10 protein-coding genes and 1 pseudogene are annotated in these 15,725 nt (G+C 68.9%); 6 read left to right on the top strand and 5 right to left on the bottom strand.

Translation table 11 applies throughout. The features are described from left to right. The first annotated feature begins 84 nt into the window (after positions 1-84). On the top strand, positions 85-495 hold the full coding sequence (gene paaI / locus ACI1MP_RS07445; RefSeq protein ID WP_100587657.1) for a hydroxyphenylacetyl-CoA thioesterase PaaI: 411 nt from the start codon (positions 85-87) through the stop codon (positions 493-495). A gap of 67 nt (positions 496-562) precedes the next feature. Then, a complete protein-coding gene (locus tag ACI1MP_RS07440) occupies positions 563-1,327 on the top strand; it encodes a hypothetical protein (protein ID WP_404868097.1) in 765 nt (254 codons plus the stop codon). An 18-nt stretch (positions 1,328-1,345) separates the two neighbouring features. Here ACI1MP_RS07440 and ACI1MP_RS07435 read toward each other — a convergent pair whose 3' ends face one another. Both ACI1MP_RS07435 and ACI1MP_RS07430 read right to left on the bottom strand, forming a co-directional pair. Then, positions 1,346-2,206, bottom strand: coding sequence for an ABC transporter permease (locus ACI1MP_RS07435; RefSeq protein ID WP_380333130.1), 861 nt, complete (start codon positions 2,204-2,206; stop codon positions 1,346-1,348). Next, the gene (locus ACI1MP_RS07430; RefSeq protein ID WP_404868096.1) at positions 2,203-3,114 is read right to left on the bottom strand and encodes an ATP-binding cassette domain-containing protein; all 912 of its coding nucleotides are present in this window, start codon (positions 3,112-3,114) and stop codon (positions 2,203-2,205) included. The genes ACI1MP_RS07435 and ACI1MP_RS07430 overlap by 4 nt, the downstream gene beginning before the upstream one ends. Positions 3,115-3,247: 133 nt before the next feature. Between ACI1MP_RS07430 and ACI1MP_RS07425 the strand changes: the two genes are divergently transcribed. From ACI1MP_RS07425 to ACI1MP_RS07415, 3 genes are all read left to right on the top strand, one after another. Further along, positions 3,248-4,447: a sensor histidine kinase gene (locus ACI1MP_RS07425; RefSeq protein ID WP_380333128.1), complete on the top strand. Its 1,200-nt coding sequence runs from the start codon at positions 3,248-3,250 to the stop codon at positions 4,445-4,447. Beyond that, positions 4,444-5,106: a response regulator gene (locus ACI1MP_RS07420; protein ID WP_404868095.1), complete on the top strand. Its 663-nt coding sequence runs from the start codon at positions 4,444-4,446 to the stop codon at positions 5,104-5,106. Before ACI1MP_RS07425 ends, ACI1MP_RS07420 begins: the two co-directional genes overlap by 4 nt. 132 nt (positions 5,107-5,238) lie before the next feature. After that, positions 5,239-5,982: a ferritin-like domain-containing protein gene (locus ACI1MP_RS07415; protein ID WP_404868094.1), complete on the top strand. Its 744-nt coding sequence runs from the start codon at positions 5,239-5,241 to the stop codon at positions 5,980-5,982. Positions 5,983-6,373: 391 nt separating this feature from the next. Here the strand turns inward: ACI1MP_RS07415 and ACI1MP_RS07410 are convergent, their stop codons facing one another. Next, positions 6,374-7,525, bottom strand: coding sequence for an ISAs1 family transposase (locus ACI1MP_RS07410; protein WP_404868093.1), 1,152 nt, complete (start codon positions 7,523-7,525; stop codon positions 6,374-6,376). 146 nt (positions 7,526-7,671) lie between these two features. Between ACI1MP_RS07410 and ACI1MP_RS07405 the strand changes: the two are divergent. Next, positions 7,672-7,911: pseudogene (locus ACI1MP_RS07405) on the top strand (hypothetical protein); the annotation flags it as partial. A 145-nt stretch (positions 7,912-8,056) separates the two neighbouring features. Here ACI1MP_RS07405 and ACI1MP_RS07400 read toward each other — a convergent pair. Next, positions 8,057-8,332, bottom strand: coding sequence for a hypothetical protein (locus ACI1MP_RS07400; RefSeq protein ID WP_404868092.1), 276 nt, complete (start codon positions 8,330-8,332; stop codon positions 8,057-8,059). Next, positions 8,332-15,633, bottom strand: a complete 7,302-nt coding sequence (locus ACI1MP_RS07395; RefSeq protein ID WP_404868091.1) for a polymorphic toxin-type HINT domain-containing protein — start codon at positions 15,631-15,633, stop codon at positions 8,332-8,334. Before ACI1MP_RS07395 ends, ACI1MP_RS07400 begins: the two co-directional genes overlap by 1 nt. Between the last annotated feature and the right edge of the window lie 92 nt (positions 15,634-15,725).

The following is a 15,725-nucleotide window of genomic DNA, read 5'->3' as shown; positions in this document are numbered from 1 at the left end:
GCGGCAAGGGGCATTGACAGCCGATCAGTTCGGTCGGTCTAATGCTGACGCCCGAGAACGGGCAGCTCACTGGGGGGAGCCGTGATGGGGACTGCAAGGATCGACGCACTGTTCGAACGGGACCGGGCCTGTCAGGGCGCGGGCATCACCCTCGACGAGGTGACCGGCGGACGGGCGGTGGCCCGGATGAAGGTCACCGAGGAGATGGCCAACGCCCACGGCATCGGCCACGGCGGGTACGTGTTCCTGCTCGCCGACGCCGCGTTCTCCTACGCCTGCAACAGCTACGGCCCCGTCGCCCTCGCCCAGGGCGCACAGGTCACCTTCCTCGCCCCCGCGCAGATCGGCGACGAACTGGTCGCCGAGGCGACCGAGCGCATCCGGTCCGGGCGGCAGGGCGTCTACGACGTCACCGTCCGCACCACGGCCGGCACGGTGGTCGCCGAGTTCCGCGGCCAGAGCGTCCTGGTGGCCGGAGTGCCGCACAGCGCCTGACCGGCCCGGCCCGGTGGCGCCCGGCAGGACGTGTACCGGTGGGCCGTCGACGGGTACCTCTCCGGGAATGGAACCCACAGAAGCGGTAACGGAGTTGGCCGAGCGCGGGGGCTACGGCGAGCTGCTCGCGGTGCACCGGATGCCGCTGCGGTCGGTGCTCTCGCCGATCGGCCTGTTCCTCCTGCCGGTCGCGATCCTGAGCACCGTCCTGGCCTGCACGGAGCGTTTCGGGCCGGCAGCCCGGTCGGCCGGCGCCGCCGTGGCGCTCGGCTGCGTCGTCCTCGCCGCGCTCGCCGTGCGCCGGGACCGGCGCACGGCCCACCGCATGCCGGTGGTGTTCTGGTACGCGGACGGCCTGGTGATCGCCCGCACCGACGAGCCGCCCACCGCTCACGGCCTGGACGGCATCACCCCGTACGAACACACCGTCACCGTCCGCAACGGCCGCTCGCGCGGCAGCAGTTCGACCATGACGCAGATCCCCGTCCTGGAACTGCGCGGACCGGGCGGTGCGCCCGCACTGACGCTGAGCGGCCGAGCACAGGCGGCACGCTTCGCCGCGCTGCTCGCCGCCCGCCGGGCACCGGCGGCCCGCGCCCTCCTCGCGGCGGGGGAGCGGCTGGAGTTCGGCCCGTTCGCCGTCACCCCCGAGGGCCTGGCGCTCGACGGCGCCCCTCACCCGTGGCCACAGGTCCGCGCGCTGCGCATCACCGCCCGTCGGGTCCTGCTGGAGCTCACCGACGGCCCGGCGCGGCCCGTCGCCACCCGCGACGTGCCGCACCTGCGCACCCTGGACGCCCTCGTTCGGGAACACGCCGCGGCGCTCGACTGAGGGCTCGGGCCGCGCGGCTCAGACGTCGCGGCGGGTGCCGAAGAACAGGGTGACCACGATGCCGCCCAGCGCCCAGGCGAGGTAGACCACCCACTCGCCGGCCGGTTCGGCCGGGAACGGGATGTGCGGGTTGACCGGGGCGCCGACCAGGTCGTGCAGGACCTGCCAGGCGCGGAACGGCGTCGCGTGGAACAGGCAGGCCGACCAATGGTGGTTCTCGCTCAGGAAGTTGGGGATCAGCAGCAGCACGGTGGTGGTGCCGACGATGGTCGCCGCACTGTGCCGGATCAGCGCCGCGAGGCCGAGGCCGGTCAGCGCGCAGACCGGCGGCAGCAGGGCCGAGGCCAGCAGGGCGCGCCAGATGCCCGGTTCGGTGATCGAGATGCCGGCGTGCTTGCCGGAGAGGATCGCCTGCGAGACGAAGAAGGACGTCCCGGTCGCCACCAGACCGAAGACGGTCATCACCGCCGTGAGCACGATGATCTTCGCGGAGAGCAGCGCCCGCCGGGCCGGCACCGCTGCGAAGGTGGTCCGGATCTGACCCGTCGAGTACTCGCTGACCAGCGACACCGCCCCCAGGCTGCCCGTGATCAACAGGGTGGCGATACAGGCGTTGTTGGTGAACGAGGCCGCCAGCGATCCGGCGGGCACGAAGAACTCCCGCTGTGCGGGCAGGAAGTGGTCCCAGTCGTTCACGTCGGCGATCGCCGCGTTGGCGTTGAGGAAGACCAGCCCGAGCATGCCCAGGATCAGCCCCCAGCGGATCGACCGCAGCGAGACGAGCTTGAACCACTCGCCCAGCAGCAGGTCGCGGAACCGGGCGCGCGGCTCGTCGACCGTGAGCGGCGCGGGCGGGGCGAGGGAGGTGAGCGCGGTCATCGGGATTCTCCTGCGAGGTATTCGACGCTGTCGGCGGTGAGTTCCATGAACGCCGTCTCCAACGAGGCGGCGCTGGTGGCCAGTTCGCGCAGCCGATGACCGTGCCGGTGCGCCAGCTCGCCGATCGTGTCGGCGTCCAGACCGGTCACCACCAGCCGCTCCTCGCCGTCCGGCCGCACCTGCGCCCCGGCGGCGGTCAGCACGGCGGCCAGCGCGTCCGCGTCCGGCGTGCGGACGGTGACGCTGCTGCCCCGGCCGCGGGCGGCGAACGAGGCCAGCGGCTCGTCGGCGATCAGCCGGCCGCGGCCGACCACCACCAAGTGGTCGGCGGTGTGCTCCATTTCGCTCATCAGGTGGCTGGAGACGAACACCGTCCGCCCCTCGGCCGCCAACCGCCGGAACAGGCCGCGCACCCAGCGCACCCCCTCCGGGTCGAGCCCGTTCAACGGCTCGTCGAACAGCAGCACCGGCGGGTCGCCGAGCAGCGCGGCGGCGATCCCCAGCCGCTGCTTCATGCCCAGCGAGTAACCGCCGATCCGCCGCCGGGCCGCCCCCGCCAGCCCGACCTCCTCCAGCACCTCGTCCACCCGCCGCAGCGGAATCGCATTGGTCCTGGCCAGCACTCCGAGATGGGCGACGGCACTGCGGCCGCCGTGCACGTCGGAGGCGTCCAGCAGCGCGCCGACGTGCCGCAGACCGCGCGGATGGTCACGGAAGCGGTGGCCCTGGACGGTGACGCTGCCACTGGTCGGCTCGTTCAGCCCGATGATCATGCGGAGCGTGGTGCTCTTGCCGGCCCCGTTCGGGCCGAGGAACCCGGTGACGCAGCCGGGTTGGACGGTGAAGGTCAGGCCGTCGACGGCGACGGTGCGGCCGTAGCGCTTGCTGAGTTCGTTGACTTCGATCACGACCACCAGCGTTCCGTGACGGCCTGTCGTCCCGCGTCGGCCTGCCGCCGACACTGCCCGCGGCCGGTGTCTTCCCGGGTTGTACGTCCCTGGTCCGACGCCTCGTTCGGGCGCTGCTGACTACGATCACCCCATGCCCGTGAACTCGCCCTCCCTGCTCAGACGTGTGACGCCCGGCGGCTGGGCGGCGATCGCCTGGGCGGCGGGCCTCGTGTACTCCTTCGTGGTGCTGGTCCGGCTGCCGGGCGAGTCCCCGGACAACTTCTACCGCGGCCTGCTGCTGGCCGACGGCAACCAGATCTGGCTCGCCCTCGGCGCGGCGGCCACCCTCGTCGGCTGCGTGCTGCTGCGCCGCACGCCGCTGACCGCGCTCGGACTGCTGCTGGCGGGCACCGTGTTCGGCGCGTGGGCCATGCACTCCACCGCGATCGACGTCCCGCTGGTCCTTGGGCCGGACGTGGCGCTCTGGTACATCGCGGCGACCCTGCCCCGCCGCAAGGTGGTGCTCGCCTCCGGCCTGGCCGCCCTGGTCCTGCTCGGCTACCCGATCGGACGGGTGCTGGTGGGCTTCATCATCGGCACCTCCACCGCGCTCGCCGTCCTGCTGACCGCCGCCGTCGCCGTGCTGCTCGGCAACTCCGCGGGGGAGTCCCGCCGGCACGCGGCCGAGCTGAGTTCCAATGCCGCGGCCCGCGCAGTCGCCGGTGAACGCCTGCGGATCGCCCGCGAGTTGCACGACATGGTCGCCCACAGCATCGGCATCGTCGCCCTCCAGGCCGGCGCGGCCCGGCTGGTCCTCACCACCCAGCCGGAGGCCGCCCGCGACGCCCTCGGCCAGGTCGAGACCGCCAGCCGGGAGACCCTCTCCGGCCTGCGCCGCATGCTGGTCGCCCTGCGCGCCGCCGAGGACGACCCCTCCGGGCAGCCGCCGCTCACCCCCACCCCCGGCCTCGCCGACCTCGACCGCCTCGCCGCCTCCACCACCGCCGCGGGCGTCGCCGTCGACCTGCGCCACCGCGGTTCGCGCCGCCCCCTGCCACCCGAGGTGGACCTCGCCGCCTACCGTGTCGTCCAGGAAGCCGTGGCCAACGTGGTCCGCCACGCCGGCGCCCGCTCCTGCCAAGTGACCATCTCCTGCGAGGAGGACTCCGTGTCCGTCGAAGTCCTGGACGGCGGCGGCCTGCGCGCCACCCAACCCGGCGGCGCGGGCTTCGGCCTCCTCGGCATGAAAGAACGCGTCGCCCTCCTGCACGGATCCTTCACCGCCGGCCCCCGTCCGACCGGCGGCTTCCGCGTCGCCGCGACCCTCCCCGTCCCGGCAGGTGCCCGATGACCGTCCGCATCCTCCTCGTCGACGACCAGCCCCTCGTCCGAGCCGCCCTCTCCATGGTGGTCAAGGACGCCCCCGACCTGGAGATCGTCGGCGAGGCCGGCACCGGCGACGAAGCCGTCGCCCTGGCTGCGGAGTTGACGCCTTCCGTCGTCGTCATGGACATCCGCATGCCCGGCATGGACGGCATCGAGGCCACCCGCCGCATCACCTCGGGCCCTTGTTCGGCCCACGTCCTCGTCCTCACCACCTTCGACGACGACGAGTACGTCTACGGCGCGCTGCGCGCCGGCGCGTCCGGCTTCCTGGTCAAGGACATGGGCCTCGAAGAGATCCTCGCCGCCATCCGCGTGGTCGCCGCCGGCGACGCCCTGCTCGCCCCCCGCGTCACCCGCCGCCTGATCGCCGACCTCACCTCCCGCCCCACGCCCGGCAGTTCAGCCCCGCCCCGCACCCTGGCCGCCATCACCGAACGCGAACAGGAAGTCCTCACCCTGATCGCCAGCGGCCTCTCCAACACCGAGATCGCCGACCACCTCCACCTCAGCATCACCACCGTCAAGACCTACGTCACCCGCCTCCTCTCCAAACTCGACGCCCGCGACCGCGTCCACCTGGTGATCCTCGCCTACGAGGCGGGCCTGGTGACCACCTCCCGCTGACCGCCCGACGCCAGCATATTTGAACACGTTCAGGACTGCGGTAGCGTACTGATCGTGCGCTGCCGAACTGCGGCGTTCATTCCGGCGTGCCCGCAGACGGGCGCAGCACCAGTACCAGCGTGGGGCGGAGCCATGTCCGAAAGCGAATTCACCAGCTGGGTCGCGGAGTTCGAAGCCGAGAAGACGCGGCGGGCGCGGACGGCGGACCCCGACTGGAGCCGGGGCGCCGGGCTGTCCGCGGAGATCGCGCGAAGCCTGCAGAAGTTCCAGGTTGGCGAGAACGGCGACGGCGCGAACCTGCGGGCCAAGGCCGACCGGGCCGGGGACGCCGCCTACTCGGCGGCGGTCCGACTGTTCATCGACGAGGAACGCAACCACGCGCGGCTGCTGGCCGAGCTGCTGGACGCCGCCGGTCACCCGCTCCTGAACGGCCACTGGAGCGACAAGATCTTCGTCCGGGTGCGCCGACTGCTGGGCCTCCGCACCGAGTTGATGGTCCTCATGGTCGCCGAGCTGGTCGCCGTCGAGTACTACCGCAGCGTCCGCGACGGCCTCGCCGACCCGCTGACCCGCGAGGTCACCGCCCGGATCCTGCGCGACGAACGACGCCACATCCCGTTCCACGTCCTGCGCCTTCAGCGATCCTTCGCCGAACTCCCCTCCACCACCCGCCCGTTCATGACCCTGATCTGGCTGCTCCTCACCACCGCCGGCGCCCTGTTCGTCGCCATCGACCACGGCCCCGCCCTGCACGCCGTCCGCACCACCCGCACCCGCTTCCTCCTCACGGTGGCCCGCCACGCCTGGACCGTCGGTGCGCAGCTGGCAGCCGCCGCCGAAACCCGAGCGGCGCGACGGAGCCCGCTCACCGAGTAGCGGCAGCGTGGCCGCTCGCGACTGCGTTCACCTGGTCATCCTCGCCTACGGGGCCGGCCTGGTGACCGCCTCCCGAGGCCCGCCGGGCTGTTCAGATCGCGAAGTCTTCGCTCACGTTGCGAACAGGAGAGCGCGGAAGCCGCCCGGTCCCAGGCGGACGCCCGCAGCGCGGCAGCCAGACTCTCGCGACGCGCTGCGGCATCGCTGTAGACGTACTGGGTCGCGGTGTTGCCCGCCGCGTCGTAGGTGCTGCTGTTCAGCGCGCTGGCGGCGTCGGTGACGGCGGTGGCGAGGCTGGCCTGGTAACCATCACCTCTCGCCAACTCGCCGTCTGTGGCTGGTGGTGTGGCAGGGGTGTTTCAAAGTCCTGGTGGTCATGTAGACCGGCTGGTCAGGCAATGCCCAGGAGGTCCAGCGGCCTGGTGAAGGGGTCGTAGGAGACGTGGCGAAGGCCGGCGGCGATGTTGCGGTGTCCGGCGGCGCGGAGCGTGTTGATCGCCAGGTTGCGCAGGGTCGCCATGTTCTCGGGTCCGTGGCCGGTGCGGATCTTGGAGGTGTCCTCGGCGAAGGTGGTGTCGCGGACGAAGTGGAGCCGGTTCTCGATGGTCCACTGCGATCTGGCGAGTTGGCCCAGGCGCTGGGGTGATGCCTGTTGCGAGGTCAGGTCGGTGATCGCGTAGACGGTCCGGCGGCTGACGGTGCCTGTCTTGAGGGCGGTGCGGTGTCGCAGGATGCGGACAGCCTGGACGGCGTGGGGGAAGCCCAGGTCGAGGCCGGTGATGGTGAGGGCCCTGGTCGCGCGGGTCTCCCTGCGTCCGAGGCCGATCTCGCGGTCGTAGCGGCGGGCGGTGACGTCCTTCCACGGCAGTGACCGCAGCCGGCGGTGCAGTTCGGGCTGGTTGGCCTTGACCACCAGCAGGTAGTGGGCGTTCTTCTCCTCGATCAGGAAGCGCGCGTGGTCGCGCTGGGTGTGCGGGGCGTCGGCGGTGACGGTGATGTCGGTCAGGTCGTAGGGCTTCAGCGGTGCGGCGAAGCAGGTGATCTCGTTGGTCTTGTCGGGGACCCGCAGTTGGGTGACGGTGCGGCCGTCGCCGGTCATCGCGGCCGGCAGGTGGGCGGCGGGTGTCCGACCCCGCCGGGAGCCGCGGGCGGTCTTGCCGTCCACGGCCACCGAGTCCGCACCGCCGGGATCAGCCCCGGTCAGATCGGCCAGGCCGCCGGGGCCGGCCAGGTTGACGATCCGTCGGACCGTGGCGGCACTCGGCGCGACGCGCACCCCCAGCGCGCCCGCCACACGGGCGCCGAGGCGGGCCAGGGCGTGCTGCGGAGCATTCGCGGACCACTGGCCGATCGCCGCGTACGAGCGCGCGCCGGCGACCACCGCCGCAGCAGCAACCGGCAGCACCGCCACGAACGGGTGACGCACGCCGCGTCGCTGGCGCGGATCGGGCAGCACCCGCAGCCGCTCCGCCAGCGGGAGCCCTGCTACATCCTCCAGAGCGGGCGACTTGACGAGGCAGACGGTGGCAGACTGGCGGCACATCGAAGCTCCAGCGGCTCAAGGCGACTTGGCAAGGTCACCTCGTTCAGCTGGAGCTTCGATGCGTACGTGACGGGCCAACCCGGACCCTCCAGACCATCCTGGCCTGCACAGTCACTTGATCACCGGGACTTTGAAACGCCCCTGGCTTCCGCGACCTCAGGCACTCGACCGCGACCCTCCTCCTGGAACAGGGCGTCGAACTTGTCGTGATCAAGGAACTCCTCGGCCATGCTCACACCGGCGTCAACGCCACCGTCAACGCACACGTCCGACTGCGCCTCCAGCACGACGCCATCGACCTCCTCGGCCATACCCCCGGCAAGCCCTCCGAAGCCGCCGCCAAGCCCGACGACAGCGACGATTCACCTGCAGCACTCGTCCGCTGACGTGGCCGTCAACTACTGCCGTCAGAACGCCCAGAAGCCCCGCCAGAATTCGTTTCTGGCGGAGCTTCTGACTTTCTCTACAGCGCGGCGGTTGGATTCGCGGCGAGATTCCGAACAGTCGGCCTAAATTCGGCCGACCTACCTTTCACTCCCCTACTCGCCCGAGCCGTTCGGCGAGAGACGTCTGCCCTGGCGGCCGGAGGATGAACTTGTCCTTCCGTTCATCGAAGCAGTCCAGATAGCAGCTGACTCGATCCCCGACCTGGTAGCAATCTCCATCGTCAATATAGAGAGCATCAATTAGCCCAACCCGAGAGAGCTTCAGATCTACGATGACCCCCCAGCGAAACACGGCTTCAATCGCACCATCGACGATCTCTCCTATGAGGCTCTGCTCGTGCTCGCTGAGCTGCTGATTCATCACTGTCCAACCAAGGTTCGTGGATACCGGTTAAGAATTTCGAACGCCGTATTTGGGATCGCAACCTCTACCCCAGGGACCCCGTTGTGCGAGCCTATGTACTGAGCGAAGTGCTGGTCAAAGTCGGCCTTCGGAATCCTTACTTGCACGACGCCCCCTTCATAGCCTCCGCGACTAGCGTAATCGAGCGCGATCATCTTCCCGTCATCCTCAAGGCCAAAGTATGCCCGACCATCCGGATATCCATTTCCAGATCCCGGAAAATCTCTTTCCGTGAAACCATCCTTGAGCAGCTTGTCAGTCATGCCCTTACTTGGCGCCTTGTAAAGGTTGATATCACAGTTCGGCCCAACGGGACCCGTATTGTGAACCAATACAGGCGTGGTACCCGCGAGGACATAGTACGTGTGAAGCTCTGCGACCGTTAGGTTGTACATGTCTGCCGCGCCAGGCTTGACGGTCACGTCTACCACGAAGGCGTGTTCCGCAGCGGTGGTGGCGAGTTCGGTACCGGCAGTCAGACTCCTGGCAGGCACCCAAGCCTTGGCCGTGCTGTCCCAGAACGGGTGATTTGAAGTGGTGTGAATTACATCGCTGCGGCTATCGCCAGTCCGAACTGTTAGATCGATCAGATCGTCGTCGTGGTTGACCCAGGTAGCAGTGACAAGGTGTGAACCGCCCTCCGTGGCCGTTTCGGGAGATGCGGCTTCTACGCTGTCACCGGAGACGATTGAGCCGATCGGCTTTGTCGTACCGTCACCCATGAGAACGAGGGTTTCCGGGGTGAAGCTACATTTTCCGAAGGGGCTTCCTTCGTCTTTGGATCCGACGCCACCGCCGGCTCGAATCAGGAGGACCTGTGTGACTATTTGGCCAACGAATGCGAGGTTCTGCCCGTTGTGGTAATCTTTGCTGTTCTTGTCGGGTGCATCTATCAGGTCAAACAGGAATGCATTGAAGTATCCTGCGGCAAAGTTTTCCCGAGCATCGAGCTCCTCTCCGCTCACCCACTTCTTTTCCTTGCTGCAGGCGTGGGGGCCGCACTTCTTGGATTCCCAGTGGCCCTCTCGGTACCCAGGGCAGCCCCAAATCTTCTTGGAGCATTCTGCTGCTCTTTCTCCCCGGGATGGGCGGTCCACATCAGATGCCGTCCCGTGGGTCCCCGTGAGATTGCCCGGGTTTTGGCCATACCCCTGGCACAAGTCGCGCGGGCAGAGGCCGGTGGGGTCGCTGAGGTTGACGGGGTTGTTGGTGCTGTAGGCGTAGCCGTTCCACTGTTGCGGTGCGGCGTTGTCGAGCAGGGGGTCGGGGTTGATGAAGCGGCCGGTGGTGGGTTGGTACTGGCGGGCTCCGAGGTTGGTGAGGCCGGTGGTGTCGTCCTTGGTGCCGTTGACGAAGCCGTGGTTGCCGGCCCAGGTGGTGGGCTGGGCACCGCGGGGGTTGCCGAACGGGTCGGTGGCGCGGCGGGTTTCGATCAGGGTGGTGCCGTCGAGGGCGAGGTTGCCGGTGCCGTGGTGGTCGCTGATCTGCCAGATGGCGGTGGTGCCTTGGCGGACCAGGGTCAGGCCGCCGGGCATCTGGTAGGTGCGGGTGGTCGTGGTGGTCTTGGCAGAAGTGTCGTAGGTGAGTTCGTCGTCCCCGAGGAAGACGGTGGTCTTGCCGGGGTTGTGCCGGACGAGCTGATTACCGTCGGCGTCGTAAACGTAGGTGGTGGAGTTGTCGGGGACTGTCCACTTCTGACCGGCCGGCACGGTGGTGGTGCCGCAGGTTGCCATGACGGTGGCAGTGCCGGTGGTGCTGACATCACCTGGGACGGCGAGGCACAGGTTGGTGCCGGCGTTGAGGACGGTGCCGTTCGGCTGCGGAGTCCAGGTCTGCGTGGCGTTGCCGGTGCAGGACTGGAGCTGGACCTCGGAGCCCGAGGTGGTGCCCATGGCGGTCAGGCACTTGCCCATGATCTTGAGCAGGTTGCCGGTGGTGGCGAACCTCTGCGCGCCGCTGGAGTTGCAGGTGCTGAGCTCCGCCGGGGTGTTGGTGGCGCTGCTGCTGCCGCGCATGAAGAGGCACTTGCCGCCGATGCCCTGGATCTGGACCGCGGGCTTGTCGGTGTCGAGCTTGCCCTCGGTGTTCCAGGTGTAGTTGGTGATGCCCGCGCTGTAGACGTACTGGGTCGCGGTGTTGCCCGCCGCGTCGTAGGTGCTGGTGTTCAGCACGCTGGTGCTGCCGGTGACGGCGGTGGAGGAGATCAGTGCGTGCGGACCGCCCTTGCCGTTGCCGGAGTTGACGGTGCCGTCAGGCGTGAAGGTCTGGGTGGTGACGGTGTCCTTGGCACTGTCTCCGCTCGGGTCGTGCTGGGTGAGACTCTTGCGGTTGCCGGTCAGGTCGTAGGTGTAGTCCTGCCAGTACGGGACGCTGCCGCCGACGGTGTTCTTCGCCGGGGCGACGGCTCCGCTGGTGGGCGTGGAGTTGGCGCAGGCGCCGCGTCCGCCGACCGTCGGGTTGGGCAGGAGGTTGAGCGCGCCGGTGTCGGTCCAGGCGGTGGTCAGCCGGTTGAGGTAGTCGTAGCTGAAGCACTGCAGGTCGGTCGCCGACGGCGTGTTGTCGGGGATGGTGCGGATCGCGGAGATCCGTCCGGCGGGGTCGTAGGCGTAGGTGGTCTGCTGGACCGCGCCGGTGGCGGCGGTCTGCTTGTCGACCAGCTGGGTCAGCTGACGGCCGGTCGGCTCGTCGTAGGTGTTGGTGAGGACGATCTGGGTGCCGTACGGGTTGACCGTGGTTCGGATCGGCCGACCGTAGGCGTCGTAGTCGTTCGACAGGTCGTAACTGGCCCCACCGTAGGCGCCGTAGCCGATGAGGATGCCGTACTTCTCGTAGCTGTAGTCGAGCCGTTCGGCGGCGAGGTCGCCGACGGCCGGCCGGATGTCCTTCTGCAGCAGGCCGGTGACCTGGTCGTAGGTGGGCTTGTAGGTGTAGGTGAACGGGGTTGTGGTGCCGATCTCGGAGCCCGGGATCGTGGTGGTGGTGCTGGTCGGCCGGTAGGCGGTGTCATATTCGGCTATCGCCTGGGTGTAGGCCGGACCGGAGGCACCGCTCGTGTAGCGGGTTGAGGTGCTGGGCTGACCCTTGAACACGGTGTCGTAGGTGCGGGCCGTCAGTTGCTTTGCCGGGTTCGCCGATGTGCCGTCGAAGGTGCCTGTCGGTCGGCCGAGCAAGTCGTACGTGGTGGTGACGGTGCGTCCGCGTGCATCCGTGGTGGATGCGATCCGGTCGGCGTCGTCGTAGGTGATCGTGCTGGTGCCGGTGTCGGGGTCCGTCGAGGAGATCTGACGGCCGCGGACGTCGTAGGTGTAGGACCAGGTGTTCCCCGCCGCGTCCTTGCTGGTGGCGGGTGCCCCGGCCGGCGTGTAGGTGTACGTCGCCAGGTCGGCGTCTGCCGCGTTGCCGGTGGCGGTGGCGGTGCGGTACTGCCAAAGCTGCACCGTCCGGCCCCGGGCGTCCGTCACGGTCGAGACAGGGGTGGTTCCGGTCGGAGGAGTGACATCGACTCGGTCTGCACCGGGGTAGGCCGTCGCTGAGGTGGTCTGCAGGGTTCCGTAGGCGATGAATTCTCTGCTGACCGGGCGGGACAGGCCGTCGTAGACGGTGTGGATCTGGGAGGGTATCTCCTTGGTGGTCTGCGCCTCGTAGAGTGCGGTGCCCGGTCCGGCGGTGCTGTTGTACCAGGGGCCGTTTGTTCGGATCGTACGACCCTGTGAGTCGTACACGGTCTCGGCGAGAATGCGGCCGGTGTAAGCGGACAGGGCGGGAGTCGACTGGGTCTGGATCATTCGACCGAGGCCGTCCATGATCCGCACGGACGTTGCGGTGCTGTAGATCCCGTCGGCGCTGGTTCCCACCAGAGTGGTCGTGGTGGTGGTCGGCGGCACGACCTTGCCGGCGACAACGCCGGGAACGGTGTACGAGTAGGCCGTGTTAGGGGCCAGGGGTGTGCCGCGTCCGGGGCGCCACACACCTGTGGTGCGGCCGAGCGCGTCGTAGCCGAGGGTCGTGACCAGGCCGTTGGCATCGGTGGAGGTTCGGGGCAGGCCCCGGGCGGAGTCCAGGGTGGTGACGGTCGTCCGGCCGGTGCTTTGGTCGGCGGCACCGGCCGGTGCCGGGCTGGTCACCGTGGTGCCGGTAGGCAGCTCGCCGGCCTGCTGAGAGGAGTACGCGGTGGTCACCGTGGCTCCGGCAGGGTGAGCGCTGTCCGTGACCCGGGGGTCGGTGGCGCTGACGGCCCGTCCGTAGGTGTCATACGTAAGGTTCGCCTCGGTGACGAAAGCGGGTGTGGACCCGTCGTAGCGGTCCAGCCTCTCCGTGGCCGTGACCTCAGCCTTTGCATCGGCCTGGCCCAGCGGTTTGCCGTCGTACCGAGTCCTGGACCACGTCATGGTGTTCTGGGAAGTCGGTGTGGCCGAGCAGGCGTCGGCGCCCGAGGCGATGACGACCTCGGAGACCAGCGAAGTCACCTGAGCGTCGGGGCCGGTGGCATATGACGTTCGAGTGCAGGCGTCCGGTGTGCCGTCCGCGCTGTCGAGGACGGTTTTGGGTCGGTTGCCGTGCGCGGAGTCGGTTGTCGTAGTACGAGTGGACGTGACCCAAGTACCGTCGCTCTTCAGACTCTTGACTGTCGACACCATCGTCGTGGCACTGTATCGAGCCGTTAGCGCCGGAACTCCGGTCTGGTTGTGGGTGGCGGTCGCCACTGGACCGCTGCTGGTGTCGGCCGAGTAGGAGGTGATCGTCCCGCCAGCCTGGCTGTAGGTGTCCCGTTCGAGGGCCTGTCCCGACAACCAGTCCGAGTCCGTGGCCGAAGTGCCCTTCGGCCCGGTCACGGTGACACTGCGAGGCGTTCCGGCGGCGGTGATGTCACCGTCCATGCCCTGGTGATAGGTGATGCTCTGCTGCGATTTCGGGCCGTCGGTACCGCTACCTGCCAGGGTGGTGACCGTGGCGTAGCCGCGGAACTGGTCCCAGGTGCGGTCCTTGTTGTCGGTGAAGGGCGAGTCGTTGCGGTGCCAGGCCGCCGCGCCGTAGCTGTAGGCGGTGGTCATGGTGGCGGAACCCGGCGTGCCCGGGTTGACCGTCACGGTCTTGACCGGGTAGCGCTGAAACCAGTCGTCGACCGGGTCGGCGTCCGCCTTCTCGTTCGGCGTGTGCCACTTGACGTTGTAGCAGGAACGGGTGTCGGTGTCGGCCGAGCCCGGCATGAGGTTGTTGATGCGGGAGCAGTCGGCGGGGTAGTAGTCGACGCCGATGGTGCTGCCGGTCTCGGTGGTGATCAGCTGGATGCGGGGCCGGTTGTAGGCCGGGCGGGACGGGACCAGGTTGGTTCCGTCGACCCGGTTCTGCAGGAGCATCTCGGTGAAGGACACCGGGTTCAGAGGAACCTCGGTGGTGGAGGCCTGAGTGTCCTTGCCGGTGCGCTTGATGGATCCCAGCCACGGGACCTTGGTGTTCTCGGTGCTGTTCACCACGTCCACGAAGCGGTGGTCGAGGGTGTACAGGTCGACGTCCTGGTAGGCGCCGTTGTAACGGACCTGGGTGGTGATGGAGTTGAGCCACTTGGAAGACCAGAACGTCGGCGCGTAGTTGGTGCAGGTGCCGGTCTGCGCGCACTGCTGGTCCAGCGGGGCGTCCGGCCAGTTGGCGGCGTTCGCCGACGTACGGTTGGCCGTGTCACAGGCAGAGGTCGAGGTGACACAGCGCTCACCGGAGGCGAAGAGGATCTTCGCGGCCGACTTGTACGCGCCGTTGGCAGTGATCTGGTCGCTCAGCAGCTGACCGTAGGCGATGGACTGCAGGACACCGTTCCGGGTGTACGCGGTGCTGGTGCCGGTCCCGTTGTTCTGACCGCCGCCCCGGCTGTAGTAGTTGGTCTCGGGGGCGTACGTGTAGTTGATCAGGTTGCCGTGCGGGTCGACGATGTAGTCGAGGTTCCACCGCCAGGCCATCTGGCACCAGGACGCCTTGCCCTTGGCAGAGTCGTAGCAGGGGTCGCCGGCATTCGGGGAGTACACCGGGACGGTCCAGGCCGAGCCGGAGTCCGGGCCCTTGGTGGACGGGTTGCCCGAGGCGTCGGGCAGGTGGGCCAGTCCGAAGTAGTAGGCAGTGCCACTGGTGTCGGTGACCTTGATGTACGAGCCGTTCCAGGTGCCGTTGCTCGCGCCGGTCAGGAACTCGACCTTGCTGCCGTCGTCACCCTTGAGGTGCCAGGTGCAGGCGGACTGCTCCATCGTGGCGGGTGCGCCGGCCTGACAGGAGGTGTCGTTGGGTACCAGCTCGCCGGAGTGTCCTGCCATGGATATGGCGAGGTTGGTGCCTGTCCAGCACTGGTCACCGGATCCGGTGATCCCGTCCTTCGAGCACTGCTGGTACGTCCGCTCGACGAAGCCAGGGCTGTAGTCCCAGCCGTCACCGATCCACGACGCCTGCGAGTTGGTGGACGATGTCTTACCGTCCACCGACGCGGAGTCGTACGAGAGCGCGACCTGTGGGGCGGCGCCTCCCAGGGCGGCCGGTGCCTGGATGGGATAGGAGTAGGTGAACGAGCCGGAGGAAGAACCGGCCTCCCATGCCTGGGAGATGTTCAGCGGGGTCGCGGAGTACTTGCCTGCGCCGCTGTCCGATCCGGTGACCGCCGCGAGCACCACCCCCTGCGGGGCGGCCGCCGCAGTAACGCTCTGCGACTGGCTCTTGGCAGCGGTAGTGTCGCCGCCCGGCAGGACGACGTCACCGCTGACCTTCTTCGTGGTGAGGTCGACCTGCGACTCGACCGGGGTCTGGGCCAGACAGCCGGCGACCTGCGGCGTCGTCAAGGAGCAGGCGGGCATCGTCACGAGCCGCATGCGGGAGACCCAGTCAGCGCCGTAGCTCTCGGTCAGAGCAGCGGCGTCGAGGTTCACCCGTAGCGCGCCGGATGCCTCGGAGGCTCCGTGACGGAGCGTCAGAACAGGGCCGGGAATGCCGGCTGCGCTGCTGGTCGCCGGGTCGATCACCTCGACCTGGATCTTCTGGCCGCCGAGTGCCGAGCCCTCGATGGGCGCGAGGCTGACCGGGAGGCCGGCGGCCGCAGTGTCGGAGCCGGCCGCCGGTCGCTGGTTCGCGGGGTGGGCCTGCTGCTTGGCGGCGGGCGAGGTGCCGAGGCGGACCTCCGCGCGGCCCTTCGGCAGCGGGTGCTTGGTCTTCGGGGGCTGCCAGGTCGGCGGGACGGGGTGGGCGGGCTTCGTCACCGCGACTGCGGGGACGTCGTGGCCGTCCACGGACTTGGTGGCGGGCAGCGGGGTGTCCGGTGGAGACCACTTGCGCGAGTAGTCCGGTCCGGCGGCGACCGCCAGTGAGACCGGTGCGAGAA

The organism is Kitasatospora griseola, assembly GCF_044999035.1.
In the GTDB taxonomy this organism is placed as follows: Bacteria; Actinomycetota; Actinomycetes; order Streptomycetales; family Streptomycetaceae; genus Kitasatospora; species Kitasatospora griseola.
The sequence above is the reverse complement of the archived record's forward strand: the minus strand, read 5'-3'. Positions and strand labels throughout refer to the sequence as shown.

Coding starts and splice junctions, on each gene's coding strand:
- ACI1MP_RS07440 (WP_404868097.1), top strand. CDS start 563: ATGGAACCCACAGAAGCGGTAACGGAGTTGGCCGAGCGCGGGGGCTAC.
- ACI1MP_RS07400 (WP_404868092.1), bottom strand. CDS start 8,332: ATGAATCAGCAGCTCAGCGAGCACGAGCAGAGCCTCATAGGAGAGATC.
- paaI (WP_100587657.1), top strand. CDS start 85: ATGGGGACTGCAAGGATCGACGCACTGTTCGAACGGGACCGGGCCTGT.
- ACI1MP_RS07415 (WP_404868094.1), top strand. CDS start 5,239: ATGTCCGAAAGCGAATTCACCAGCTGGGTCGCGGAGTTCGAAGCCGAG.
- ACI1MP_RS07410 (WP_404868093.1), bottom strand. CDS start 7,525: ATGTGCCGCCAGTCTGCCACCGTCTGCCTCGTCAAGTCGCCCGCTCTG.
- ACI1MP_RS07420 (WP_404868095.1), top strand. CDS start 4,444: ATGACCGTCCGCATCCTCCTCGTCGACGACCAGCCCCTCGTCCGAGCC.
- ACI1MP_RS07425 (WP_380333128.1), top strand. CDS start 3,248: ATGCCCGTGAACTCGCCCTCCCTGCTCAGACGTGTGACGCCCGGCGGC.
- ACI1MP_RS07435 (WP_380333130.1), bottom strand. CDS start 2,206: ATGACCGCGCTCACCTCCCTCGCCCCGCCCGCGCCGCTCACGGTCGAC.